Source organism: Micromonospora sp. SH-82, assembly GCF_051132485.1.
Lineage (GTDB): Bacteria > Actinomycetota > Actinomycetes > Mycobacteriales > Micromonosporaceae > Micromonospora.
This window is the reverse complement of record NZ_CP148049.1, coordinates 4,118,855-4,143,908: the sequence shown is the minus strand read 5'-3', so window position 1 is coordinate 4,143,908 and position 25,054 is coordinate 4,118,855. Positions and strand designations below refer to the sequence as shown.

Genomic DNA, 25,054 nt, shown 5'->3' with positions numbered 1-25,054 from the left:
GTGCTGGGACCACCCCGATCGTCGCCGTACGGGATGGTCGGCGGTTCACCATCTCGTGTCTAACAGACCAACGGCGTCCAGCCGAGAGAAACCGTCTCTTCGGCGTGGGCCGGGGGCGGTGGGAGCGGGGGCGGGGACCGGTGCGGTCGGTGGCCTACGGGTCGAGCGCCCGGCAGTACTCCTCGACCCGGTCGGCACCGCCGGCGGCGGCGACCAGCCCGGCGAACCCGGGGCTGGTCAGGGCCTTCTCCCGCTGCTGCGGCTTCTTGGACAGGTAGGCGTTGCAGTGTCCGTGCAGGTTCGCCCCGGCTGCGGCGGAGGGCGACGGTGGGGCCTCGGACGTCCCGGCGTCGGGTTCGTCGGTGGGGCGGGCAGGGGTGGTCGCCGCAGTGGGTGACCCGGGTCGGTCCGTCGACGCGGACGTCTCGGTCGGGGTGGGCTCCGTCGGCCGCCCGGTGGCGGGTCCGCTCGGCGGGGGTGCGGCGGTGGTGCCGACCGGTGGGGGTGGGGGTGGGTCGCCGCCGCCGTCCACGGCGACCGCCGCGAACGCCACACCGGCGGTCGCCGCGGCGGCGAACCCGGCGAGCCAGGCCAGTGGGCGCAGGCCCGACCTGTGCCGCCGGGGGCGGGGGGCCGGGGCGCTGCGGGCCGCCCGGAAGGCGGCCAGGGCGGCCTGCTCTCCGGCCAGGTCACCGGGGCGGGGTGGGCCGGCCGCGTCGGCGAGCAGCCGGGCCAGGGGTTCGTCGGCCGACGGTGTCCCGGTACGGGCACCGTCGAGCAGCCGGTCGAGGTCCCCCCGGTCGGCGGGGCGGCCGAGGTTCATCCAGTTCCCCCTCATGTCACCCGTCCGCCGGTTCGGCGTGGGGTGTCCGCGACCGGCTCCCGGAACCGGGACGCGGATCGGGTACGACCCCTCGGGCATCGGCCGGCGGGGCGTCCGGGTCGGGCCGTCCCAGCAGGGCGGCCAACCGTCGTAGGCCCCGGTGGGCAGCGGTCCGCACCGCGCCCGGCCGGCGGCCGAGGATCCGCCCCGCGCTCTGGGCGTCGAGGCCGACGACGGCCCGCAGCAGCACGGCCTCGGCCTCGCGGGGCGGCAGCGTCGAGATCAACGCCAGCGCCCGGTCGGTACCGAAGATCTCACCGACCTGCAGTTCGGTGTCGGTGTCCCCGGGGAGGTCGGCGAAGGTCTGCACCGGGACCGGGAGGGCCGGGCGGCGGCGTTCCCGACGCAGGTGGTCCATCGCCCGGTTGCGGGCGATGGTGACCGCCCAGGCCCGGAACTCGCCACCGGAGAAGGTGGGCAGGTCCCGGGCGACCTGGAGCCAGGTCTCCGAGGCGACGTCCTCGGCGTCGGTGCCGACGAGGACGGTGAGGTAGCGCAGCAGACCCGGTTGCAGGCTGCGGTACAGGAGACGGAAGGCCTCCTCGTCGCCGCCCCGGGCGGCGAGCGCCGCCTCGGTCAGGTCACCGGTCACGACGACGGCTCCCGGTACGGGCCGGTGGTGCCCGGGACGGGGGGTCGGCGATGGCGGACGGACAAGTCGGACGGCTTTCGGTCAGGCGGCCTCTGGTGTGCCGCCCTGAGCGGCGAGTCAAGGTAACACCACGGTGGCGTAGGCGTCATGCCCGTCGGTTCCACTTCGACCGGTGGTCGTCGTGCCCACCGTGAGGGCCCCCTGTGCGGTGCGGGGTGACGGTGCGCCGCCAGGCGTTGACCGGGTGTCAGATACGGCCCCGGACCGGACCACGGTGGGCGCGACCGGACCGTTCGTGAGCCGACCTCACCCTGCGCCCGCGTCGGCCCCTGTGGGTACCGTAGGGCCGTGTTGTCTTCGGAGGTCGTACTCAGCGGTCGCTACCGCCTCGACGAACGTGTCGCCACCGGCGGCATGGGTGACGTCTGGTGCGCGATGGACCTGGTGCTCGGCCGGCAGGTAGCGGTCAAGGTCCTGCTGCCCGGTCTGGTGTCCGACCCGGACTTCATCGCCCGGTTCCGGGCCGAAGCCCGGATCATGGCCGCGTTGCGGCATCCCGGCATCGTGCAGGTCTACGACAGCGGTGAGGACACCCTCACCGACGGCGGCCGGGCCGACTACCTGGTGATGGAGTACGTCGAGGGCCAGCCGCTGTCCAAGCAGATCGAGGCGGCCGGTCGGCTCGACGTCGACGAGACCCTGTCGGTGGTGAACCAGGCGGCCCAGGCCCTGCACGCCGCGCACAACGGCGGCATCGTGCACCGCGACGTGAAGCCGAGCAACCTGCTGGTCCAGGCCGACGGCACCGTGGTCCTCGTCGACTTCGGGGTGGCCCGGTCCACGAACGTGACGAGCATCACCAGCACCAACGCGGTTCCGGGCACCGCCCTGTACATGGCACCGGAGCAGGCGGCCGGGCGGCCGGTGACCGGGGCCACCGACATCTACGCCCTCGGCGCGGTCGCGTACTGCTGCCTCACCGGCGCTCCCCCCTTCACCGGGGACAACCCGCTCCAGGTGGCGGTGCGGCACCTGGACGACGAGCCGCCGCCGCTGCCCGAGGAGATCCCGGCACCGGTGCGGGCGCTGGTCCTGCGGGCCCTGGCCAAGGATCCCGCCGAACGGTTCGCCACCGGCGCGGAGATGGCCGAGGCGGCTCGGGCCGCCCTGAGCGGCGACGGCGACGCCACCGCCGTGGCGGGAGTGGCCGCCTACCGGCCGCGCGATCCCGACCCGACCCGGGCGGTCCCGCCGGTCGGTGCGGCGGTGGCGACCGGCGGACGAGGGCGCAGGCGGGGTCGGGGTCCCCTGGTCGGGGCGGCGGTCGTCGTGCTCGTCGCCCTCGGTGGGCTCGGGGCGGCCCTGGGCATGACGGGGCAGACCGGCGACGCCGACCGGGGCGTGGAGATCCGGGACACCACGCCCGCCGCGGTCCCCACCACCGAGGACCAGCCGAGCGTCGAGCCGGAGACGACCCCCTCCGAGGAGAGTCGACCGAACCGTCCCGCCAACCCGACGAACAGGTCGTCGGGGTCTCCGTCACCGTCACCGTCACCGTCGGCCTCGCCCAGCGAGGACACCGAGCCGTCGCCGTCCCCGGTCCGCCCCTCGGCCACCACCGAGACTCCCACCCCGACCGCCCCGGCGACCACGCCCCCGCCGACCACCGGGGCGCCCGTCGACCCGCCGCCGCCGACCACCGGCCCGCCGGACACCGACCCGGGCGGTCCGGCCGTCGGCGAGTGACCCGCTAGTCGCACGCCACGTCCGTCACACCGACCTCGGCAGTCCCAAAACGGACTTACGAGGGCGTACGTCACCCTAGGCTCGTCTGCAGGCGTTTCATACCTGCTACGGAGGCCCGGGTGAACGTGGAGAAGCTTGTCGTCATCGGTCAGGGGTACGTCGGGCTGCCCCTGGCCGTCCGGGCCGTCGAGGCGGGCCTGGACGTGGTGGGGCTCGACGTGGACGCCGACCGGGTCAAACGGCTCGCCACCGGGGAGTCGTTCGTCGAGGACGTCACCGCCGCCCGCCTCGGCCGGGCGCTGGCCACCGGCCGGTACCACCCGACCACCGAGTACGTCGACGCCGAGGGCTTCGACATCTGCGTGATCACCGTGCCGACCCCGCTGCGCGACGGCACCCCGGACCTGAGCTTCGTCGAACAGGCCGGGGCCGGCATCGGGCCGTACGTGCGCCGGGGGACGACGGTGGTCCTGGAGTCGACCACCTACCCCGGCACCACCGACGAGCTCCTGCGACCCCTCCTGGAGTCGGCGAGCGGGCTGCGCAGCCCCGGTGACTTCCACCTCGGGTACAGCCCGGAACGGATCGACCCGGGCAACCCGACGTGGCGGTTGGAGAACACCCCGAAGGTCGTCTCCGGGCTGGACGAGGCGGCGCTGCACCGGGTCGACGGGTTCTACCGGCGGCTCGTCGAGCAGACCGTGCCGGTGGACTCCACCCGGGTGGCCGAGCTGACCAAGCTGATCGAGAACACCTTCCGCCAGGTCAACATCGCCCTGATCAACGAGCTGACGGTCCTCTCCCACCAGCTCGACATCGACGTCTGGCAGGCCATCGAGGCCGCCGACACCAAACCGTTCGGGTTCATGTCGTTCCGGCCCGGCCCGGGGGTGGGCGGGCACTGCCTCCCGATCGACCCCTGCTACCTGTCGTGGCAGGTACGCCGCAAACTGGGCCGGCAGTTCCGCTTCATCGAACTGGCCAACGACATCAACCACGCGATGCCCGAGCACGTGGCCCACCGGGTGATGACCGGGCTCAACCGGGGCGGCAGGTCGATCAGCGATGCCCGGGTGCTGCTGCTGGGGTTGGCGTACAAGAAGAACACCGGTGACCTGCGTGACTCCCCCGCCGTCGACGTGGCCCGGCAGCTGCGCCTGCTCGGCGCGCAGGTGTACGCGGTGGAGCCGTACGCCGAGCCGCACCACCTGCCGGACGGGGTGCAGGTGGTGCCGCTGACCGAGGCCGAGGTGCGCCGGGCCGACGCGGTGGTGGTGGTCACCGACCACGACGCCTTCGACTACGACATGGTGGCCCGGCACGCCCGGTACGTGTTCGACACCCGGTCCCGTTGCCAGGTCGGCCCCACCGTCGAACTGCTCTGACAGCGCTGCGGGGTCGTCGGTTCACCGCCGTCCGGGCCGGTCCGGCTCCCCGTGGGCAGCCGGGGCGTCGTGGGGGGTGGCCGGGGTGAGCAGGGTGGTGGCCGTCCGGTGGGCGATCTGGTGCCGGTCGGCGGGGGTGAGACCGGCACGGGTGAGGGCGTCGGTGACCCGTCGACGGTCGGCGGGTCGGTCCGGGACGGGCCAGTCGCTGCCGGCGACCACGTGGTCCGCGCCGAGGAGGTCGACGGCGAAGCGGATCGCGGGCGGGGCGAAGCCCATCGTGTCGACGTAGACGTGCCACCGTTCGTGCGGCGGGGCGTCGGCGCGGATCCGGGTATCCGGGTCGGAGGCGGCGGCCAGGTGCAGGCCGGCGGCGGAGAGCATCGGGAAGACCAGCCGCAGGCCCGGAAGGTCGTCGAGGGCACCGGTGGTGAGCAGCGCGAGCAGGCTCGCCGAGACGGCCGTCCCCCGGGCCAGTGACGTCCCGGCCCGGCCCAGGGCGCCCAGGTCGGCGCTGAGTGCGGCGGGGCTCACCGGGTGGACGAAGACCGCCAGTCCGGCCTCGGCGGCGGCCGCCAGGGCGGGCCGGCACCGTGGGGCGTCCAGGTAGACCCCCTGGTGTGCGCAGTCGACCACGATGCCGGTGAACCCGGCCGCGACGGCGGCGGCCACGGTGTCCGCCGCGCCCTCACCGGCGTACGCGTCGACGGTGGCCAGCCCCGCGAACCGGTCCGGGTGTGCGGTGACCACCTCGGCGAGGTGGTCGTTGAGGGCCGTCACGACGTCCGGGGCGATCGAGGTCCCGTCGGGGGTGACCATCGACGGTGGGGCGCTGAGCACCCGGCGGGTGATGCCGAGTCGATCCATCCCGACGAGGGTGGCCTCCACGTCGCCCACCTCGCGGGCCACCCGTCGCCAGGCGCGCCGCAGCTCGTCGGTGGCGTTGACCGGAGCGAGGGCGGGGACGCCGGGGGCGACGTGGTGACTGTGGAAGTCGACCACCGGCAGCGGTTCGGCCTCGACCGGGTCGGACGCCGGGCTCACGTGTTCCCTCCGGGGGTGGTCGTGGTGGCGCCCTCGGCGGCGATGAGCCCGAACACCTCGGTCCGCAGGGCCGCGAAGCGGGCGTCGGCCCGGGTGGTCAGCTGGTCACGGTCGACGGGCAGGTCGACGGTGAGGTCGGCGCGGATGGTGGCCGGGGCCCGGCTGAGCACCAGGACCCGATCGCCGAGGTAGACCGACTCGTCGATGTCGTGGGTGATGAACAGGATGGTGACGCCGAGCCGCCGCCACAGGGACCGGACCAGGTCCTCCAGGTCGGCGCGGGTCTGGGCGTCGACGGCGGCGAAGGGTTCGTCCATCAGCAGGACCCGGGGTTCGCCGACGATCGCCCGGGCGATCGCCACCCGCTGCTGCATGCCACCGGAGAGCTGCCAGGGGTACGCGCGGGCCACGTCGGCGAGCCCGACGGCGGCGAGCGCCTCCCGGGCGCGGCGGTGACGTTGCGCCCGGGGGACCCGGCGGGGCAGCAGCGGCAGGGCGACGTTGTCCTGGACCGTCTTCCAGGGGTAGAGGCTGCGGCCGTACTCCTGGAAGACGACGGCGAGACCGGGCACCGGGCCGGTGACCGGTGCGCCGTCGAGCAGGACCCGCCCGTCGGTGGGGGGCAGGAGCCCGGACACCACCTTGAGCAGTGTGGACTTGCCCCCGCCGGAGGGGCCGACGACGCAGACGAACTCGCCTGCGGCGACGTCGAAGCTGAGGTCGTCGACGGCCACCACGGGGCGCTGCGCGGACTGGTAGACCTTGCGGAGTCCGTCGACCCGCAGCAGGGGGGCGGTCACGACCGGTCCCCGGTGGCGCGACGCAGGCCGTGGTGCCAGGCCAGGGCCCGGCGTTCGACGACCTCGAGGGCCTTGGCGAGCAGGAAACCGAGCAGTCCGAGGAAGATCATGCCACTCCACATCTCGGGCAGGGCGAAGCTGCGTTGGAACCGGACCACCGCGTGGCCCAGGCCGTCGGTGCTGACCACCATCTCGCTGACCACCATGAGGATGATCCCGATGCCGAGGGCCTGCCGGATCCCGGCGGCGATCTGCGGGGACGCCGAGGGGAGCACCAGGTGGCCGAAGACGGCCGTCCGGGACAACCCGCTGACCCGGGCGGTGTCGAGTTGGACGTCGTCGGTGCCGCGTACCCCGTCGACGGTGTTGAGCAGCACCGGCCACAGACAACCGAACGCGATCACGGCGATCTTCATGGCGTCACCCACCCCGACGACCACCAGCAGGACCGGTACCAGGACCGGGGCGGGCAGCGCGCGGAAGAAGGCCAGTGCCGGTTCCAGCAGGGTCCGCAGCACCCGGGAGGACCCGATGAGCAGACCGGCCCCGACCCCCACCACCACCGCGAGGAGCAGCCCCACGGCGAACCGGCGCAGGCTGGGCAGGACGTCGAGGAAGAACCGTTCGGAGAACCAGACCCGACCGAAGGCGTCCAGGATCGTGGCCAGCGGCGGATAGAACGGGTCGGTGCTGTCGGCGCCGGCCACCCACCAGATGCCCACCAGGACCGCCGGGAGACCGAGGAGGGTCAGCGGGCGGGTCACCCAGGTCGGCGGGCGGCGGGGTGCCGCCCCGGCTGCCGGGGCGGTTCCCGTCGGCCTCGGCGGGGCGGTCGGCGGGGCGCTCATCGGGGCACCACCTCCCGGCGTACCGAGACGTGCCAGTGCAGCAGTCGCCGTTCGGCGAGCCGGACCAGGGCGTTCACCGCGACTCCGAGGATCCCGGTGACCAGGATCAGGCCGTACATCCCGGGGATGTCCGCGCCGGCCTGGGCCAGCCAGATCTCCCGGCCCAGCCCCGGGGAGCCGATCACCAGCCCGGCGGTGACGGTCAGGACCAGCGCCACCGAGGCGGCCAGCCGCGCCCCGGTGGCCAGGTACGGCAGGACGGTGGGCCAGACCAGGTGCCGCAGTTGCGCGACCGGTCCCAGCCCGGCGGCGCGGGCCGCGTCCCGGGCCACCGGGTCGACGTCCCGCACCCCGTAGAGGACCTGGATCAGCACCAGCCAGAAGCAGGCGTACCCGACCAGGAAGAGCGTGGCGCCGAGACCGGCCCCGAACAGCAGCACGATCAGGGGGATGAAGACCACCGACGGGATGGGCCGGAGGAAGTCGACAGTGGAGGCGGTGGCGGCCCGCAACACACCGACCGAACCCACCACCAGACCCACCACCACCGCCGCGACGACGGCGAGGAGCAACCCGAGCGACCACCCCCACAGGGTGGTGCCGACGGTGCCCCACAGCTGGGCCTGCCCGGCCCGGTCGGCGAGGGCGCCGAGGACCGTGCTCAGCGGCGGCAGGTGCGCGGCGGGTACCAGCCCGACGCGGGGCACGACCTCGAAGACGACGGCGAGACCGAGCACCCCGACCAGCCCGCGCCACCGGTCGGCCCGGGCGGCGCCGGTGCCGGCCGTACCCCTGTCGCCCCGCCGGGGCCACCGCGCCGACACCCGGTCGGACCGGGTGTCGACGGCGGTGCGACGACCGTCGGTCACGGCAGGACGAGGTCGGAGAGGTCGGGCTTGGTGGTGATCACCTTGTCCCGCAGGGCGTAGTCGGCGAGTCGGTCGAGGGCCGGCGCGCTGACCTCGTCCTTCCAACCGGTGATGGTGATCCTGGCGGCCAGCTCCGGCTTGATGGTGGTGAAGGTCGGGATGATCTCCCGGACCGCGTCCTCGTTGGCGCGGGCGTGGGCGAAGGACTCCCGGACGGCGGTACGGAAGTCCCGGACCAGCTCCGGGTTCTGCTGCGCGAACGACCCCGAGGTGAAGTACGCCGAGACGGTCAGGTCCTCGGCGAGGTCGCTGAACCCCCAGCCGATCTCCTTGGCTCCCTGGCTCTTGGCCAGGGTGAGGAACGGCTCGACCAACCAGGCCCCGTCGACCCGACCGGCGGCGAGCGCGGCGGGCGCGTCCGGGAAGGGCACCTCCAGCAGTTTGACGGTGGACTCGTCGCCGCCGTCGGCACGGACCGCCTCGCGGGCGGCGGCTGCGGCGATGTTGGTCAGGCTGTTCGTCGAGACGGTCCGCCCGGCGAGCTGGCTCGGCCTGTCGAGCCCGCTGTCGGCCCGGACGACCAGCGCGCCGTAGTCCTTGCCCTCGCCGCGTTCACCGGTGGAGGCGGAGGCGGGGACGATCGCCTTGACGTCGAGTCCCTGCGCCTTGGCGGCGACCAGGGTGGTGAGGTCACCGGTGGCGATGTCCACCTTGCCCGCCAGGACAGACGGGACCGACAGGAGGTCGGCGTTCGTGGTGTCCCACTCCAACGCGATCCGGTGCTTGGCGAAGATGCCCTGCTGCTCACCGACGTAGAGCGCGGAGAGGTGGGACAGCGGTGAGGACGCGATCCGGATGGTGCGGACCCCGTCGGCGTCGGCGGCGGCGGTGGCGGCGCCCTCGGCCGACCCGCAGCCGGCGACCGCCAGGGTGAGCAGGCCGGCGAGCAGGCCGGCGGTACGGCGGACGGGACGACGGTCCCGACGGCGGGCGACTGTGCTGGTCATGCTTTCGTCTCCAGGTGCGATGAGGGGTGTACGGGGGGCCTCAGAAGGCGAGGGGCTTCTCGTGCCGGGCGGCGGGCGGGAGGTCGGCGGGGCCGCCGAGGGTGGTGGAGGCGAGGGTCGAGACGGCCGCCTCCTCGATGGCGACGACCAGCCGGGCGGCGTGGGCGGCGTCGTTGCCGGCGACGAGCAGGCCGTGGTTGGCCAGCAGCACCGCCTGGGTACGCGGGTGCGCGGCGAAGGTGTCGACGATGCCCTGGACCGCCTCCGTGCTGCCGCGTGGCCCCCAGGGTGCGACGGGTACGTCCACCGGCTGGCCGTGGACGAGCAGTGCCTCGTACCGGGCCGGGAGGGGGGTGGCCGCGATGGCGTACCCGGTGGCCTGCGGGGAGTGGGTGTGCACGATCGCGCCGACGTCGGGGCGCAGCCGGTACACCTCGGTGTGCATCCGGGTGATGCCCGCGGTGAACCGGCCGGGTTCGCCGAGGACCACCCGACCGTCGAGGTCGACCACCACCACGTCGGCGCTGATCACCCGGGCTCCGGCGGTGGGGTCCGCGTCGGCCGGGGCCACCAGCAGGTCGCCCCGGTTGAGGACCACGTGCTCCGGTGAGCTGCGGAGCCGGACGCTGATGTTGCCGTGGCCGCTGTGTGACATCACCCCGGCGGCGAAGAGGGTCCGGACGGCGCGTACCAACTCGCCTCGGGCCCGGTCGACGTCGGTGAGGTCGAGACCGTCGTGGTGCGACGGTGGGCTTGTGGACATCTCCTGTGGGCTCCTCCCCGGTCGGTTCCCGCGAGTCGACTGCCGGACACGGGTCACCGTCTGTCATCGGCGCTGGTCAGCGACCGATGTTGGAGGCGAGATTAACCCATAAAACCTATCTACTAAATAGGGATTCAGAGTGAGGTGGATCATCCTGGCCGCCGCGGGTCGCCCGCCGGTCGGGCCGGACGGCCTGCAAGGATCGGCGGACGTGGAACCCAACGGCGCGATGCCGCCCGCCCCCGCCCGCCGTCGCCGCCCGCACCCGCTGGACCTCGCGGCCGTCGCGCTCGCCCTGTCCGGCGCCGCCTGCGTCCTGACCGGGCTGCTCCCCCGCGCCGAGGCGACGGCCACCGTCACCCGGATCCTGCCCCTGCTGCTCTTCCTCGGCAGCGTGGTGGTGCTCGCCGAACTGACCGCCGCCGCCGAGGTCTTCGACGTCCTCGCCACCCGGCTGGCGATCCTCGCCCGAGGCCGCCGGGGGCCGCTGTTCCTGCTCTGCGTCGGCTTCGCCTCGGCCACCACCGTCCTGCTCAACCTGGACACCACCGCAGTGCTGCTCACCCCGGTCCTGCTCGCCCTCGCCGTCCGGATCGGCATCGCGCCCCTGCCGCTGGCAGTCACCACGGTCTGGCTGGCCAACACCGCCAGCCTGCTGCTGCCGGTGTCCAACCTGACCAACCTGCTCGCCGCCGACCGGATCGGCCTGGACCCCCTCGGGTACGCCGCCCGGATGTGGCTGCCCCAGGTCGCCGCGATCGCCGTCACCGCCGCCTGGCTGTGGGTGCTGTACTGGCGGGACCTGCCGCAGCGGTTCGACGTACCCCGACCCCTCGCACCCGTCGACCGGACCCTCTACCGGACCGCCCTCGGCGGCTGTCTGCTGTTCGTGGTGGGCATCGCGGTGGGGGTGCCGATCGGGGTCGCCTCGACGGTGGCCGTCGCGGTGGCGCTGGTCGGGTTCGCCCTGCGCTCACCGGCCACCCTGCGGCTGCGGCTCCTGCCCTGGCGGCTCCTGCTGCTGGTGACCGGGCTGTTCCTGGTGGTCCAGACGCTCGGTCGGCACGGTCTCAACGACCTGGCCGGCACCCTCGTCGGAGCGGGCGACGGAGCGGTCGGGGTGCTACGGGCCGGCGGCACCGGGGCGCTGCTGGCCAACGCGGTGAACAACCTGCCGGCGTACCTCGCCGGGGAGGCCGTGCTCGGGGTGCACGACCAGGTACGCCTGCTCGCCCTGCTGATCGGCACCAACGTGGGTCCGCTGGTGGTCCCGTGGGCGTCGCTGGCCACCCTGCTGTGGTACGAACGCTGCCGCAGCGCGGGCGTACCGATCCCGCTGGGCCGGTTCGTGGCCACCGGCACCCTGCTCGCCGTCACCGCCACCGGGGCCGCCCTCGGCGCCCTCCTGCTGACCGGGTGAGACGGTACGGCAGCGCCTCAGACGCCCAGCTCGACCTCGTACGCGCGCCGCAGCCGCGCCACGGCGGCCGGGGCGAGGCAGACGTGCCAGGCCTGCCCCTCGTCCACCACGTTGACCTCGCCGGCGTCCTGGCGGCCCCGCAGGATCCCGGCCAGGACGTCCCGGGCACCGAACCGCCGGAACCAGTCCAGCTCCACGTCGACGGCCCACCCGAGACAGGTCGCGCTGGGCAGTAGGGCCGGGTAGCCCAGCCGGCGCAGCCGGTGCTGGTGCTCGACGCTGCGGACCAGACTGTTCACCCACAGGGGCGGGGTGCCCGCCGGGGCGGCCGAGGCGAACTCCCTGGCGATGTCGTTGAGCAACGCGACGATCTCCCGGCGGGCACGACGGAACCGGACCCCGGCGGTACGGGGAGCCGCGTACGGTCGCAGCCGCCGGTCGAGGGCGCGCAGCCCCCGACCGACCAGGGTGGCCGGCTGCTCCCGGTAGCGGAACCGGATCAGGTCCCGCCGACGCAGCCACTCCAGGTCGACGAGGTCCTGACCGACGACGATCTGGGCGTCGGTGGCGAGGGCCGGGACGTCGCGCCACCACATCAGGTCGATCCGGGTCAACAGGTAGCTGCGGACCAGGGCCGCCAGGTCCCGGGCGGCGTCGCGGGCCTCGGGCCGGTACCGGGCCAGCTCCAACAGCAGGGTCTCCCGGGTCGCGACGACGCCGGCCGCCGTCGCGTCGAGGACCCCGGCGATCACCGGTTCCCGCAGCCGCTCGTCGAGCAGCACCTGACGTGCGGTGGTCGAACCGGCGTCGGTGAGGGCACCCAGCTCGACCAGCAGGTCCGCGACCGCCTCCCGGTAGGCGGGCAGGTCGGGGCCGGGCGAGCCGCCGGGACGCGCCTCGGGGACGCCAGGGGGGATCGTCGGGACCACTGACCCCAGGGCCGGGCCGCGTTGCGGTCCGGAGCTTCGGCTCGGCACGCGCATCCTCGGGTCCCCTCTCCCGGTACGCCGCGACGCGGCACCCCCGAGGCAACGGTAGGACCCGGACCACCGGACACACCCAGCAAAGAGCCCGTCTACCCCGAAAGGGAACAGACCGGCGACGGCCTCACCCACTCTCGACGGTGGTCAGCCACCCTCGACGGTGGTCAGATCCGACAACCCGGAGATGGCCAACAGCGGGGCCAACAGCGGGGAGGCCACCAACCGCACCCGGTCCGCGTGCGGGAACAACGCCGCGAGACCGGCGCTGTCGAGGTACTCCACCGCCGTGAGGTCGACCACCAGGAAACCCTCGCCGCCCTCGGCGGCACCGGCCAGGGCGGCGGCGAAACTGTCCGCGTTGCTCATGTCGATCTCACCCACGGCGTGCAGGACTGCGGCCCCGTCCGCACGGCGGCTCGTGGTGAGGGTCAGCGCAGTGGTCATCGGCCAATCCTTGCCTGCATGTCGACGGTGGTGCCGCCGGCTCCGTGGATCACGGTGATGCTGTCCATGAGGGCGCGCATCAGGCTGAGACCGCGCCCCCGGTGGTTGTTCTCCACCGCCAGGGGCACCTTCCACCTGCCGCTGTCGGTGACGCTGAGCCGCAGCCCGTCGGCGGTGGCGGCGGCATGCAGGTGGATCCGGCCACCGGGGGCGTCGCGGTGGCCGTGTTCGATGGCGTTGGCGCAGGCCTCCCCGGCGGCCACCAGCACGTTGTAGGCGCTGGCCCGGTCCAGCCCGCAGCGTTCGAGCCAACCACGCAGCGCGGTGCGGACCGGGGCGAGATGGGTCGCCTCGGCGGGGAAGTCGAGCTCCAACGGCCCGGGATGACGGTAGAGGAGCAGCGCCACGTCGTCGTCGTAACCGCCGTCGGGGGCCATCCGTGACATGACGTCGGAGGCCAGGGTCTCGATCGGAGCGGCCCGCCCGTCCTGCACGGTGGCGGTGGCCCGTTCGATCCCGACGGTCACCGACTGACGCCGACGCTCGACGAGTCCGTCCGTGTACAGCATGAGGGTCGCCCGGGGCGGTACGACGCACTCCGCCTCGGGTCGGTCGGCACCGAGGCGGACCACGAGCGGACGGGACCGCCCCTGGTCGAGCAGGATCGTGGTGCCGTCCGGATGGGCGATGATCGCCGGTGGGTGACCGGCACTGGAGTACCGCAGGTGCCCGGTGGCCGGGTCCAGCACCCCGCAGAAGACGCTGGCGCACGCCGCACCGGGGAGCAGGGCGGCGAAACGGTCCAGGGCGGTCAACGTCCGGGCCGGGCTGGGCTGCTGCAACAACAGTGCCCGGCAGGCGCTGCGCAGCTGACCCATGACCGTGGCCGCCTGCAGACCGTGGCCGACGCAGTCGCCGACCACGATGCCGATCCGACCGTCGGGCAGGGTCACCGTGTCGTACCAGTCGCCGCCGACCTTCAGCGGGCGGGTGGCGGGCTCGTACCGCACGGCGAAACCCGAGGGCAGCTGGGCCGGGCCCAGGATCGCCCGTTGCAGCGCCAGGGCGGTCTCCCGCTGCTGGTCGATCTGGTGGACCCGGTGCAGTCCCTGACCGGCCTGACCGGCCAGCAACGTCAACAGGGTCACGTCCTGCTCGGTGAAGGGTCGCCGCTCCCCCAGGTCGATCCAGAGGACCATGGTGCCGTCGGGATGCTCCACCGCGATACCGGCCCCACCGGTCTCGGCCGCCACCGCCGTGGGCAGGGTCCGGTCCCGCAACGCGGTGACCAGTTCACGACGGCGTTGCGGCAACGACTCCCAGCGCAGGTCCGGGTCGACGCCGGTCACCACGGGAGGGGACGAGTCGCCGAACACCACAGCGGTGACCCCGGCGGCCCGCCACAGTTTCCGCAGTTCGTCGAGGACACCGGTCAGGGCGTCGGTCAGGTCCTCCGACCGCGACAGACGCATGCTCAACGCCGCCAGGGCGGTCTCCCGCTGGACGGCGTAGTGCTCGGCGGTGACGTCACGGAACGTCCCCACGACCACCCGACGCCCGGTGTCGGGGTCGACGACCTGGTTGAAGGAGGCGGCGACCCACAACCGGTGTCCGTCACGGTGGGTCACCGGGATGGTGTAGGTGCCCTGTTCCCGCTCCATGAGGAGGGCGAACGCCTCGGCGACCTGCCGGTGGGCGTCGGGCTCCGCGTCCCCGTCCGGCCACCACGGGTGGACCGGAGCGTAGGGCAGACCCTCGGGGCCGTAGCCGAGGACGTCGGTGAACGCGGCGTTGATCTCGACGACGGCACCGTCGTCGGCGCAGACGAAGAACGCCTCCTGCAGGGAGTCGACGAGCGCCGTACGCCAGCGGGCATGGTGGTTGCGCAGCCGGGCCAGCTCCACGTTCGCCCGTACCCTGGCCAGCAGCTCGGCAGCGGAGAAGGGCTTGACCAGGTAGTCGTCGGCACCCGCGTCCAGCCCCTCGATGGACGCCTCCTGACCGGCCCGGGCCGACAGCAGCAGCACCGGGGTCCCGGCGGTCCGCGGGTCCGCGCGCAGGGCGGCCACCAGTTGCAGGCCGTCCAGTCGGGGCATCATCACGTCGCTGACCACCAGGTCCGGCGGGTGGACCCGGACGGCGTCCAGCGCGGCCTGGCCGTCGGCGACCGCCTCCACCCGGTGACCGGCGGAGCGGAGCAGACGGATCAGGTACTCGCGCATGTCGGCGTTGTCGTCGGCCACCACCACCCGGGCCGCCGAACCGGCGACCGGCGACTCACCGGCGGTTGCGGCCGGAGCGTCGGCGGAGTCCTCCGGCCCGGCGGGTCCGGGGTCGGCCGGCAGCCACCGCAGCGCCTCGTGGACGAACGGGTCGGCGGTGGCCGACACCCCGGCCGGGGCCGCGGCGGACACCGCCGCGCCGGCCGGCAGGTGGGCGACCCCGAACGGTAGGCGGACGGTGAAGGTGGTGCCCCCGTCGACGACACTGTCGGCGGTGATGGTGCCACCGTGCAGGCCGACGAGCTCCCGGACCAGCGCCAGGCCGATGCCGCTGCCCTCGTTCGACCGTGACCTGGCGTTCTCGATCCGGTGGAACCGCTCGAACAACCGGGGCATCTCCGATGCGGCCACGCCGATGCCGGTGTCGGCGACGGTGACCAGCGCGTGCCCGTCGGTGGCGCGCACCGCGACCCGGATCCGCCCGTCGAAGGTGAACTTCAGGGCGTTGCTGAGCAGGTTGAGCACCACCTTCTCCCACATGCCCCGGTCGAGGTGCACCGGTTCCGGCAGGGGCGGACAGTCCACCTCGAAGACCAGCCCGGCCCGCTCGACCGCCGACCGGAAGACACTGGCCAGCTCGGCGGTGGTCGCGGCCAGGTCCAACGGCTCGTACCGGGCCTGCATCCGTCCGGCTTCGATACGGGAGAAGTCCAGCAGGGCGTTGACCAGCTTACCCAGGCGCAGTCCGTTGCGCCGGGCCACCTCCAACTCCTGTCGTACCCCGTCGTCGGCGTCCTGGAGCCGACCACGCAGCTCCTCCAGCGGACCCATGATCAGGGTCAACGGCGTACGGAACTCGTGACTGACGTTGGAGAAGAAGGCCGTCTTGGCCCGGTCCAGCTCGGCCAGCTCCTCGGCACGCCGCTGCTGGGCCTGGTAGCTGCGGGCGCTGGCGACCCCCGCCGCCACGTGACCGGCGGCCAGCTCGACGAAGCCCCGGTACGCGTCGTCGAGGAGCCGGTACCTGTTGATCCCGGCCACCAGGAACCCGTACGGCGTGCCGCCCTGCTGCAACAGCGGCACCAGCAGGGCCTGTCGGGGCGGCTCCGGCCACTGGCCGCAGGGCAACCCGGCGAACGTCGGACCGTCGAGCTCCACCAGGGCGGAGTCGCCCCGGGCGGGCGCGGCAGCGGGCCACACGGCGTCCGCATCCGTGATCGACAGCGTCGCCGGAGCAGCCGGGTGTCGACGGTCGAGTCCCGTCGACTCGGCCAGGCGGGCCTGACCGTCGTCGTCGAAGAGGTAGGTCAGGGTGAACGGCAGGTCCAGACGGTTGCGCCCCAGCTGCCGGCTCGCGAAGGCGAGCATCTCCTCCTCGGTCCGTACCACGCTCGGGTCGGAGCCGAGGTCGCGCAGCGTCGCCATCCGCCGCTCACCGATCACCCGCTCGGTCTCCTCGCTGACCACGCAGAGCAACCCGATCAACGCTCCGTCGTCGTCGTGCAACGGACTGTAGGAGAAGGTGTGGTAGCTCTCCTCCCGGTAGCCGGACCGCTCCACGAACAGCCGGAGCGCCTCGTCCCAGGTCGCCTCCCCGGTGTTGAGCACGTTGTCGACCCGGGGACCGATGTCGTCCCAGATCTCCGCCCACACCTGGTCGGCCGGTCGGCCCAGCGCCCACGGGTACTTGCGGCCCAGGGTGTCGCGGCGGTACGCGGCGTTGCAGAAGAACGTGAGCTGCGGCCCCCACGCCATCCACATCGCGAACCGGGAGGACAGCAGGATGCGAACCGACGTCTGGAGGCTCTGCGGCCAGCTCTCCGGCGGCCCCAGCGGTGTCGTCGACCAGTCCACCGCCGCGAGGTCCCGACCGACCTCACCGCCGCCGACGAACACGTCGGCGCTCTCCGACGGGTGGCGCTCACCACTGGTCATCGCGTCGACGTCTCCCTCACCACGGCCCTGCTTCCTCCCTACCCCGGTCCGCTGCTGCCTCACCCCCGCGCGGAGACTGTGTCCGTCCCCGCGGAATCGTAGAACAGCGGCCGGTCGGCGGCAGTCGAGCCCGGCCCGATCCGGATCTTCCTCCCCCGGCGGCACGCTCGCCCGGCACGCCGGGGCCGTCGTCTTCGGGGCGCGCGGACACCGAGTCGGCCGGTCGCCGAAAGGCGCCGACGTCGGTGATGAAAAGCTCTACCCATGAGTTCCGCACCCGCACCGATCGAAACGACCACCGGCGGCGACCCGCAGGAGGCGAGCGCCTTCGCGGATCTCGGGCTGCGCGCCGAACTTCTCCGCGCGCTCACCGCGCTCGGCTACGAGGAGCCCACCCCGATCCAGCGGGAGGCGATCCCTCCCCTGCTCGCCGGCGGTGACCTCCTCGGGCAGGCGGCCACCGGGACCGGCAAGACGGCCGCCTTCGCCCTGCCGCTGTTGCAGCGGATGCCGGCGGGGCGTACCGAGGGCGATCCGGTGGCCCTGGTGCTGGTGCCCACCCGGGAACTGGCAGTGCAGGTCTCCGAGGCGTTCCACAGGTACGGCAAGGACCTCGGCACCCGGGTCCTGCCGATCTACGGCGGGCAGCCCATCGGCCGGCAGCTACGCGCCCTGGACAGCGGGGTGGACGTGGTGGTGGCGACCCCCGGCCGGGCCCTGGACCACATCGCCCGGGGGACCCTGCGTCTGGGGCAGCTCTCCACCGTCGTGCTCGACGAGGCCGACGAGATGCTCGACATGGGCTTCGCCGAGGACATCGAGGCGATCCTGGAGCACACCCCGCAGGAGCGGCAGACGGTGCTGTTCTCCGCCACCATGCCGGCCCGGATCGACGGCATGGCGCGGGCGCACCTGACCGACCCGGTCCGGATCCTCATCGCCCGGGAGCAGCCGGTGGCCGGGGAGGCTCCCCGGGTCCGGCAGAGCGCGTACATCGTGGCCCGGGCACACAAGCCGGCCGCGCTGGGCCGGGTGCTGGACGTGGAGTCCCCGACGGCGGCGATCGTGTTCTGCCGCAGCCGGGAGGAGGTGGACCGGCTCACCGAGACGATGAACGGACGCGGCTACCGGGCCGAGGCGCTGCACGGCGGGATGAGCCAGGAGCAGCGGGACCGGGTGATGGGGCGGCTCCGCTCCGGGACGGCGGACCTGCTGGTGGCCACCGACGTGGCCGCCCGGGGGTTGGACGTGGAACAGCTCAGCCACGTCGTCAACTACGACGTGCCGTCCGCGGCCGAGTCGTACGTGCACCGGATCGGCCGGGTCGGCCGGGCCGGTCGGGAGGGGGTGGCGATCACCCTGGCCGAGCCCCGGGAACACCGGATGCTCAAGACCATCGAGCGGGTCACCGGTCAGCGGATCGCGATCGACAAGATGCCCACCGTGGCCGACCTGCGGACCCGGCGGCTGGAGCTGACCCAGGCCGCCCTGCGGGAGAGCCTCCTGGAGGACGACCTGACCCCGTTCCGGGTGATCGTCGAGTCGCTGTCGGACGAGTTCGACCTGATGGAGGTGGCCCTCGCCGCGGTGAAGCTGGCCCACGAGGCGACACTGCCCGGCAGCACCGACGAGGACGAGGAGATCCCGCAGGTAGCGGTCCGTCCGAACCGGGAGAACCGACCGGGGACCGACGCCCGGGGCGACCGACGCCCGGCACGCCCCCGCACCGCCGGCACCACCCAGGTCTTCGTCGGGCTGGGTCGGCGGGCCGGGGTCCGGCCGCAGGACCTGGTGGGCGCGATCACCGGGGAGACCCGGATCAGCGGCCGGGACATCGGCTCCATCGAGATCGCCGACCGGTTCTCCCTGGTGGAGGTGCCCACGGCGGTGGCCGAGGAGGTGATCGCCGGGCTGCGGGCCAGCACCATCAAGGGTCGGCGGGCGACAGTACGCCGGGACCGGGACGGCGGGGACCGCCGGTTCGAGCCGCGCGACCGGGACGGCGGGGACCGCCGGTTCGAGTCCCGCGACCGACGCTGACCCCGCGCCGACCCGGTCGGGACGACGTCTCGGACCGGGTCGGCGCGGGTCGCCCTCCGACGGTCGACGCAGACCCTACGCGGACGGGTCCCACCCCGTGCGCTGTGCGCGGGGCGGGACCGTCCGGACGGGCTCAGGCGGCGGTGAGGGCGTCTCCGGTGGGAGTGTCGGCGTCGGCCGGGCGCAGCGCCAGGGCGAGCACGTCGGCGACGTCGGCGAGGGTGTGGATGGTGAGCGCCTGCCGTACCTCGGTGGGAAGGTCGTCGAGGTCCGGCTCGTTGCGTTCCGGGACGACGACCTCGGTGAGCCCGGCCCGGTGGGCGGCGAGCAGCTTCTGCTTCACCCCGCCGACGGGTAGCACCCGGCCGGAGAGGGTCACCTCGCCGGTCATCCCGAACTCGGGGCGGACCGGGCGGCCACCGGCCAACGAGGCCAGCGCGGTGACCATCGTGACACCAGCGCTGGGGCCGTCCTTGGGGACCGCGCCCGCCGGCACGTGCAGGTGGATCCGTCGACCGGCGAGGGCGTTCGGGTCGAGGCCGAGCCGCCGCCCGTTCGACCGCAGGTAGGACAGGGCGATGTGGGCGGACTCCTTCATCACCTCCCCGAGCTGACCGGTCAGGGTCAACCCCGGCTCGCCCTCCATGCTGGACGCCTCGACGAACAGGACGTCCCCACCGGCGCCGGTGACGGCCAGCCCGGTGGCGACACCGGGCACGGCGGTACGCTCTGCCGACTCCGGGGTGTGCTTGGGTCGACCCAGGTAGCGGGCCAGGTCCTCGACGTCGACCCGGACCGGTTCGCTGTCGGTGGCCAGCGCCACGGTCACCTTGCGCAGGATCTTCGCCAGGGACCGCTCCAGCTGCCGTACGCCGGCCTCCCGGGTGTACTCCCCCGCGATCCGGGCGAGTGCGGCGTCGGTGACGGTGACCTCGTCGGCGGTGAGACCGGCCCGTTCCCGCTGTCGGGGCAGCAGGTGGTCACGGGCGATGGCCACCTTCTCGTCCTCGGTGTACCCGTCCAGGGCGACCAGTTCCATCCGGTCCAGCAGGGGGCCGGGGATCGCCTCGACCACGTTGGCGGTGGCCAGGAAGAGCACGTCGGACAGGTCGAGGTCGACCTCCAGGTAGTGGTCCCGGAAGGTGTGGTTCTGCGCCGGGTCGAGCACCTCCAGCAGGGCGGCGGCCGGGTCACCGGCGTAGCCGGCGGCGAGCTTGTCCACCTCGTCGAGGAGGACCACCGGATTCGACGAACCGGCCTCCCGCAATGCCCGGACGATCCGGCCGGGCAGCGCCCCGACGTAGGTGCGCCGGTGCCCCCGGATCTCGGCCTCGTCGCGGACGCCGCCGAGGGAGACCCTGACGAAGTTGCGGCCGAGGGCCCGGGCGACGGACTCACCGAGGCTGGTCTTGCCGACGCCGGGCGGGCCGGCCAGGGCGAGGACGGCGCCGGATCCCCGTCCACCGACCACCCCGAGGTCACGTTCGGCGCGCCGGTTGCGCACGGCGAGGTGCTCCAGGATCCGGTCCTTGACGTCGGCGAGTCCGGCGTGGTCGGCGTCGAGCACGGCCCGCGCCGCGGCCAGGTCGGTGTCGTCCTCGGTACGGGCGTTCCACGGCATCTCCAGGACCGTGTCCAACCAGGTACGGATCCAGCCCGCCTCCGGTGAGGCGTCACTGGCCCGTTCCAGCTTGCCGACCTCACGCAGTGCCGCCTCGCGGACCTTCTCCGGAAGGTCGGCGCCCTCGACGCGGGCGCGGTAGTCGGCGGAACCGTCCGGCTCCTCCTCGCCGAGTTCCTTGCGGATGGCGGCGAGCTGCTGACGCAGCAGGAACTCCCGTTGGGACTTCTCCAGCCCCTCCCGGACGTCGGTGTTGATCCGTTCGGTGACCTCCTGCTCGGCAAGGTGCTCACGGACCCACCCGACGAGCAGTTCCAGCCGGGCGGTGACGTCCGGGGCGGTGAGCAGGTCGGTCTTCTGCGTCAGGGTGAGCCAGGGCGCGTAGCCGGCGGAGTCGGCCAGCTCGGACAGGTCGGTCATCCGCTCCATGGCGTCGACGACCTGCCACGCCCCCCGCTGTTGCAGCACGGAGGTCATCAGGGCGCGGTACTCGCGGGCGAGTTCCCGGGCCCGTCCGGCCGGGGCGGGTTCGGTCAGGGTCGCCGCCTCGACCCAGAGGGCGGCGCCGGGGCCGGGTACGCCGGACCCGATCCGGGCTCGGGTGAGGCCTCTCACGACAGCGGCGGGTTCGCCGTCGGGCAACCGGCCGACTTTCTCGATGGTGGCGACGGTGCCGACCGGGCCGTACTCCCCGTCGATGCGGGGTACGGCGAGCAGCCGCTGGTCGCCGGTGGCGCGGGCGGCGTCGACGGCGGCCTGGGTGCTCGGGTCGAGGGTCACCGGGACGACCATCCCGGGCAGCAGGACGGCGTCGGTCAGGGGTAGTACCGGAAGAGTTGCCATCGGACACCTGCCATCAGGTTGACTTGAGCGTGTCTGACTCAAGTCCCCGGCCCGGCCCGCTTGTTCCTCGGTGTGACCCGGGACACGCAGGTGGTGGGAGATCGTCGGCCGACCGTACGACCCGCTCCGGCACCTGCTGCGAATTCACGGACAGAAGCATGAGCAAAAGTGGGCAGCGCGGTTGCGGAAGTTTCACGCTCGGGAGTCGCGGGCGAACGCGAGCACTCGCCGGACCCGTCGACCCCACAGGGTGATTGAGGAGCGCCTGACCGGGCACTTTCCACAGGTGACGAACGGCTTAACAGCCCGGCAATGACGACCCGCCGAATGAAGGCACGCATATTGTTGCGGTATTGCCCGCCGGTGGGTCAAACTTTTACCCACACCCGCCACACACAGGGAGTAATGGGCGATGGCAAGGAAAGTAATCACGGTTCTGACCGACGACCTCGACGGCGGAAAGGCCGACCGCACCGTCGAGTTCAGCCTCGACGGCGTCACCTACACGATCGACGTCTCCGACGAGAACGCGGGGATGCTGCGCAAGGCCCTCGACCCGTACATCAATGCCGGCCGCAGGATCGGACGCGGGCCGGTCGAGAGCAGCCGTCCGGGGCGCCGGGGTGGCCGTCCGATCACCGGAATGGACCGCGAGCAGAACCGGGCGATCCGGGAATGGGCGGCCAAGAACGGGCACGAGATTTCCGAGCGGGGTCGAATCCCGGTCTCGGTGGTCGAGGCGTACAAGAACCGCTGACCTCGTGTGACGTTCACACCGGTTCCCCGTCCCGACGGGCACCGGCGACACGACGCGCAGAAGCCGCCCGGGAGGGTTCCCGGGCGGCTTCTGCGCACCACCGGTCGACTAGCCGACCTGGATCCGCACCACGTCGAAGGCGGGGGTCTGGTTGGCCCGCTCCATCATCGGGACCCGGTGGGAGCCGTCACCGGCCCACACCGCGCACTGGGCGACACCCTCCTGGGGCAGACCCGGGACCTGGATCGCGACCTCGTCCGGGTTGCGTCCACCGGCCCCGTCCTCGGTCGCCACGAAGAACGCCGGCGCGGGCGCCGGGTCCGGCGCCTGGTTGGTGTCGCCGAGCATCCGGCAGGCGCTGTGGAAGTGCCCTCGGGTCAGGCCCTCCCCGTTGAGCACCGAACCCTCGAGGTAGTAGCCGCCCTGGCCGGCCGGGAGGAACCGGTCGCGCACCAGGTTGCGGGTCGAGACCCGCAGGGTGAACGCCTGGTTGGCCTGCACCTGCTCGGGGAACTCGGTGATCAGCAGGGACGGGTTGTTGCCGGCGCTGCCGACCTCGCCGAAGGAGGTGCTGACGCACCGGTCACCGCGCTGGAAACCGTCGTGCGCCTCCAGGCGGCTGCTCTCGCAGTCCTGGGCGAGCACGTCCAGCCCGTTGTTGGGATTGTTGCCCCCGTTGTTCCCGCCGTTGTTGTTGCCGCCGTTGTTGCCGCCGTTGTTGTTCCCGTTGTTGGGATTGACGTTGACGACCTGACAGGTCGCCAACTCGGCGAGGCCCTGCGGCCGCTCGGCGACCCGGCCGATGGCGATGGCGATCCGGTCCAGCGTCGCCTTCCGCTTGGCGGCCAGCGGCCCCAGGATCGCGTTGTCGACGAAGCCCTGCCCCTTGCGACCCTCGGCCGCCAGACGCCGGTTGGCCTCCTCGATCTGGGTGGTCAGCAGGGCGAGGTTGCGCGACACCTCACGCTGTGCCCGGGCCGGGATCTCCCGGGGCAACCGGTCGGTGGGGTCCGGGCAGCTGATCGTCGCGATCGCGTTGCCGGCCTGCAGCGACTGACACTGGGCCTTGGACATCTGTCCGTCGCCCCAGTAGTTGCGGACCTCCCGGCCGTTCTGCTCGTTGACAGTGATGCCACTGCCGTTCCTGTCGGCCGCCCCCTGCGGGGGTGCCACGCACTCCGCAGCCACCGGCTTCTTAACCGCGGGCCGGTCCTGCGCAGACGAAATCTGGGTCACGGCGACGATTCCGCCGAAGACCGCAAGGGTGCCGGCCACGGCCACCAGCCGCTTGCTCCGCGCGTTACCGGATGACCGTCGCGCCCGTGTGGACCTGCGCATCGAATTGCTCTCCTTCTCGATCCGGTAGTTGACTCGTGCCCTCGGCGGACCGACGGGAATTCGGGTGGGGACACCACGTCGAGGACACTGCGACACCTCCGGTCGCATGTCGATGACCGACGATGCCCTTTCCGCACCGTCGCCCCACGCCGGCGGACGCGGGGGAAGATCGTGTTCATTCGCGCAGGAGTACGGCCCCACGCCGACGAGGGTTCAACCGGTTCTCCGGAATCTGTGAGGAATTTCCATCGGTCGCCGAAGGCGTCGTCGCGGTGACAGGCCGTCGTCCGTCCGGGGTCGACGCGTCACCGGAATACGACGGACGTCAGCAGGCCGTCGCCGTACGCCCCCGGGCCGCCGATCCGGCTCACCGGCTACGGCTAGGCTCGCGGGGTGCGGCAGAGTGGACCGGTACCCGAACAGTTGAGCAAGCGCAGCCTGGTCACCGTCTCGCATGCGATCGAACGGGCTGCGTCGGCCACCGCAGAAGACGGCCCGCTGGTGGTGTTCGCCCTGTTCCAGCGGCTGCCGTACTTCGACAGGGAGCGGCGACGGTACGAGCGGATCGCGGCGCGGGCGGCGGCGACAGTCGTCGGCCTGGTCGGGGCCGACCCCGTGCTGCCTCCCCCGGGGGCGTACGCGGTGTCCCTCGACGAGAACGACGACCTGGCCCGGGAGTGGAGCGTGGTGGCGTTGACCCCCCGCTTCGGCGGTGTCCTGGTGGCCCGGGACCGCGTCGAGGTGGCGTCCGATGCGTCCACAGTGGAGTCCGGGCGGCTCTTCGACGCCTGGTGGAGCTTCCGCCGCGACGAGGCCCTGCACGAGGTGCTGCGGTTGCGGGAGGTGCTCGCCGACCGGCTGCCCGCCGACGCCCGCGCGGCGGTGGACGAGACGGTACGCCGGGTCCGGGACCTGCCGGCCGCCGCAGGTGAGGCCCGGGTCGACGCGGCGGCCCGGCTGCTGGCCGGACGGGCCGACCGGGCGTACCGCACCGTCCCGACCCCCGGCCGACGACCCGACGCGGCCGACGAGTCGGTCCGGATCCTCGACGAGGCGGGCATGGCCCACTGGACCGGGGCGGACGCGGTGACCGCCTCGGGGGTGCTGCCGGTGGCGCTGATCGGGGTGAGCCTGGGCGAGTCGGCCGGTGCCGCCGACCGGGTGGTCCGGCGCGGGGCGGCCCGGGAGGCGCAGGCGGTGCTCGGGGTCCTCACCGGCGTGCTCGGCCCCGCCGATCGGGCGGTACGCCTCGCCGACCGGGAGTACCTGTTGATCCTGCCGGCCCGTTCCGAGGAGGAGGCGGTCGCCGCCGCCCAACGGCTGCACGAGTCGGTCGCCGGGCAGACCCGGTCGTACCCGTTCGTCAGCTTCGCCGTCCACACCGTCGTGGCGGTGACGGCCCGCCGACCGCTGCCGGTGGCCGAGGTCCGGCAGGCGCTGCGGTGGGCGGTGCGGGAGGATGTCCCGGTGGCCACCCTGGCCGCCGCCCCGCCGATGGTCTGACCCGCCTCGGC

General features: G+C 73.2%; 19 protein-coding genes. 6 read left to right on the top strand and 13 right to left on the bottom strand.

All coding sequences use genetic code 11. The features are described 5' to 3' along the window. Positions 1-154: 154 nt before the first annotated feature. Both WHN02_RS18410 and WHN02_RS18405 read right to left on the bottom strand, forming a co-directional pair. Entirely contained in the window at positions 155-838 is a 684-nt protein-coding gene (locus WHN02_RS18410) for a hypothetical protein (protein WP_434739965.1), read from the bottom strand. 1 nt (position 839) lies between these two features. Then, positions 840-1,475: an RNA polymerase sigma factor gene (locus tag WHN02_RS18405; RefSeq protein ID WP_434739964.1), complete on the bottom strand. Its 636-nt coding sequence runs from the start codon at positions 1,473-1,475 to the stop codon at positions 840-842. Positions 1,476-1,823: 348 nt separating this feature from the next. Here WHN02_RS18405 and WHN02_RS18400 point away from each other — a divergent pair, with 348 nt between their 5' ends. Both WHN02_RS18400 and WHN02_RS18395 read left to right on the top strand, forming a co-directional pair. Then, positions 1,824-3,221, top strand: coding sequence for a serine/threonine-protein kinase (locus tag WHN02_RS18400; protein ID WP_434739963.1), 1,398 nt, complete (start codon positions 1,824-1,826; stop codon positions 3,219-3,221). Positions 3,222-3,340: 119 nt separating this feature from the next. Further along, complete coding sequence (locus tag WHN02_RS18395) at positions 3,341-4,606, top strand: nucleotide sugar dehydrogenase (RefSeq protein ID WP_434739962.1); 1,266 nt, start codon at positions 3,341-3,343, stop codon at positions 4,604-4,606. 21 nt (positions 4,607-4,627) lie between these two features. On the opposite strand, the gene WHN02_RS18390 is transcribed toward WHN02_RS18395, so the two are convergent. From WHN02_RS18390 to WHN02_RS18365, 6 genes are read right to left on the bottom strand one after another with little or no spacing between them, the layout of a single operon-like run. Beyond that, positions 4,628-5,650 carry an amidohydrolase family protein gene (locus WHN02_RS18390; RefSeq protein ID WP_434739961.1) on the bottom strand — a complete coding sequence of 341 codons (1,023 nt, stop codon included), beginning with the start codon at positions 5,648-5,650 and terminating at the stop codon, positions 4,628-4,630. Then, a complete protein-coding gene (locus tag WHN02_RS18385) occupies positions 5,647-6,450 on the bottom strand; it encodes an ABC transporter ATP-binding protein (protein WP_434739960.1) in 804 nt (267 codons plus the stop codon). Before WHN02_RS18385 ends, WHN02_RS18390 begins: the two co-directional genes overlap by 4 nt. Continuing rightward, the gene (locus WHN02_RS18380; protein WP_434739959.1) at positions 6,447-7,298 is read right to left on the bottom strand and encodes an ABC transporter permease; all 852 of its coding nucleotides are present in this window, start codon (positions 7,296-7,298) and stop codon (positions 6,447-6,449) included. The genes WHN02_RS18385 and WHN02_RS18380 overlap by 4 nt, the downstream gene beginning before the upstream one ends. Continuing rightward, the gene (locus WHN02_RS18375; protein WP_434739958.1) at positions 7,295-8,167 is read right to left on the bottom strand and encodes an ABC transporter permease; all 873 of its coding nucleotides are present in this window, start codon (positions 8,165-8,167) and stop codon (positions 7,295-7,297) included. The genes WHN02_RS18380 and WHN02_RS18375 overlap by 4 nt, the downstream gene beginning before the upstream one ends. Then, positions 8,164-9,174 carry an ABC transporter substrate-binding protein gene (locus tag WHN02_RS18370; protein WP_434739957.1) on the bottom strand — a complete coding sequence of 337 codons (1,011 nt, stop codon included), beginning with the start codon at positions 9,172-9,174 and terminating at the stop codon, positions 8,164-8,166. Before WHN02_RS18370 ends, WHN02_RS18375 begins: the two co-directional genes overlap by 4 nt. Before the next feature lie 40 nt (positions 9,175-9,214). After that, a complete protein-coding gene (locus WHN02_RS18365) occupies positions 9,215-9,937 on the bottom strand; it encodes a class II aldolase/adducin family protein (protein WP_434739956.1) in 723 nt (240 codons plus the stop codon). Positions 9,938-10,076: 139 nt separating this feature from the next. On the opposite strand from WHN02_RS18365, the gene WHN02_RS18360 reads away from it, so the two are divergent. Further along, positions 10,077-11,357: an SLC13 family permease gene (locus WHN02_RS18360; protein ID WP_434739955.1), complete on the top strand. Its 1,281-nt coding sequence runs from the start codon at positions 10,077-10,079 to the stop codon at positions 11,355-11,357. Positions 11,358-11,374: 17 nt separating this feature from the next. On the opposite strand, the gene WHN02_RS18355 is transcribed toward WHN02_RS18360, so the two are convergent. The 3 genes from WHN02_RS18355 to WHN02_RS18345 all read right to left on the bottom strand — a co-directional run bounded on the left by WHN02_RS18355 (position 11,375) and on the right by WHN02_RS18345 (position 16,941). Beyond that, complete coding sequence (locus WHN02_RS18355) at positions 11,375-12,340, bottom strand: hypothetical protein (RefSeq protein WP_434739954.1); 966 nt, start codon at positions 12,338-12,340, stop codon at positions 11,375-11,377. A gap of 144 nt (positions 12,341-12,484) precedes the next feature. Beyond that, positions 12,485-12,784, bottom strand: coding sequence for an STAS domain-containing protein (locus tag WHN02_RS18350; RefSeq protein WP_350896867.1), 300 nt, complete (start codon positions 12,782-12,784; stop codon positions 12,485-12,487). Further along, positions 12,781-16,941, bottom strand: a complete 4,161-nt coding sequence (locus WHN02_RS18345) for a SpoIIE family protein phosphatase (RefSeq protein WP_434739953.1) — start codon at positions 16,939-16,941, stop codon at positions 12,781-12,783. Before WHN02_RS18345 ends, WHN02_RS18350 begins: the two co-directional genes overlap by 4 nt. 264 nt (positions 16,942-17,205) lie before the next feature. Between WHN02_RS18345 and WHN02_RS18340 the strand changes: the two genes are divergently transcribed. Beyond that, entirely contained in the window at positions 17,206-18,981 is a 1,776-nt protein-coding gene (locus WHN02_RS18340) for a DEAD/DEAH box helicase (RefSeq protein WP_434739952.1), read from the top strand. A gap of 133 nt (positions 18,982-19,114) precedes the next feature. On the opposite strand, the gene lon is transcribed toward WHN02_RS18340, so the two are convergent. Further along, a complete protein-coding gene (lon, locus tag WHN02_RS18335) occupies positions 19,115-21,445 on the bottom strand; it encodes an endopeptidase La (protein ID WP_434739951.1) in 2,331 nt (776 codons plus the stop codon). Positions 21,446-21,857: 412 nt separating this feature from the next. Between lon and WHN02_RS18330 the strand changes: the two genes are divergently transcribed. Beyond that, positions 21,858-22,202, top strand: a complete 345-nt coding sequence (locus WHN02_RS18330; protein ID WP_350897966.1) for a histone-like nucleoid-structuring protein Lsr2 — start codon at positions 21,858-21,860, stop codon at positions 22,200-22,202. Positions 22,203-22,310: 108 nt separating this feature from the next. On the opposite strand, the gene WHN02_RS18325 is transcribed toward WHN02_RS18330, so the two are convergent. Next, positions 22,311-23,540, bottom strand: a complete 1,230-nt coding sequence (locus WHN02_RS18325) for a hypothetical protein (protein WP_434739950.1) — start codon at positions 23,538-23,540, stop codon at positions 22,311-22,313. Positions 23,541-23,933: 393 nt separating this feature from the next. On the opposite strand from WHN02_RS18325, the gene WHN02_RS18320 reads away from it, so the two are divergent. Beyond that, positions 23,934-25,043, top strand: a complete 1,110-nt coding sequence (locus WHN02_RS18320; protein ID WP_434739949.1) for a DICT sensory domain-containing protein — start codon at positions 23,934-23,936, stop codon at positions 25,041-25,043. Positions 25,044-25,054 lie beyond the last annotated feature (11 nt).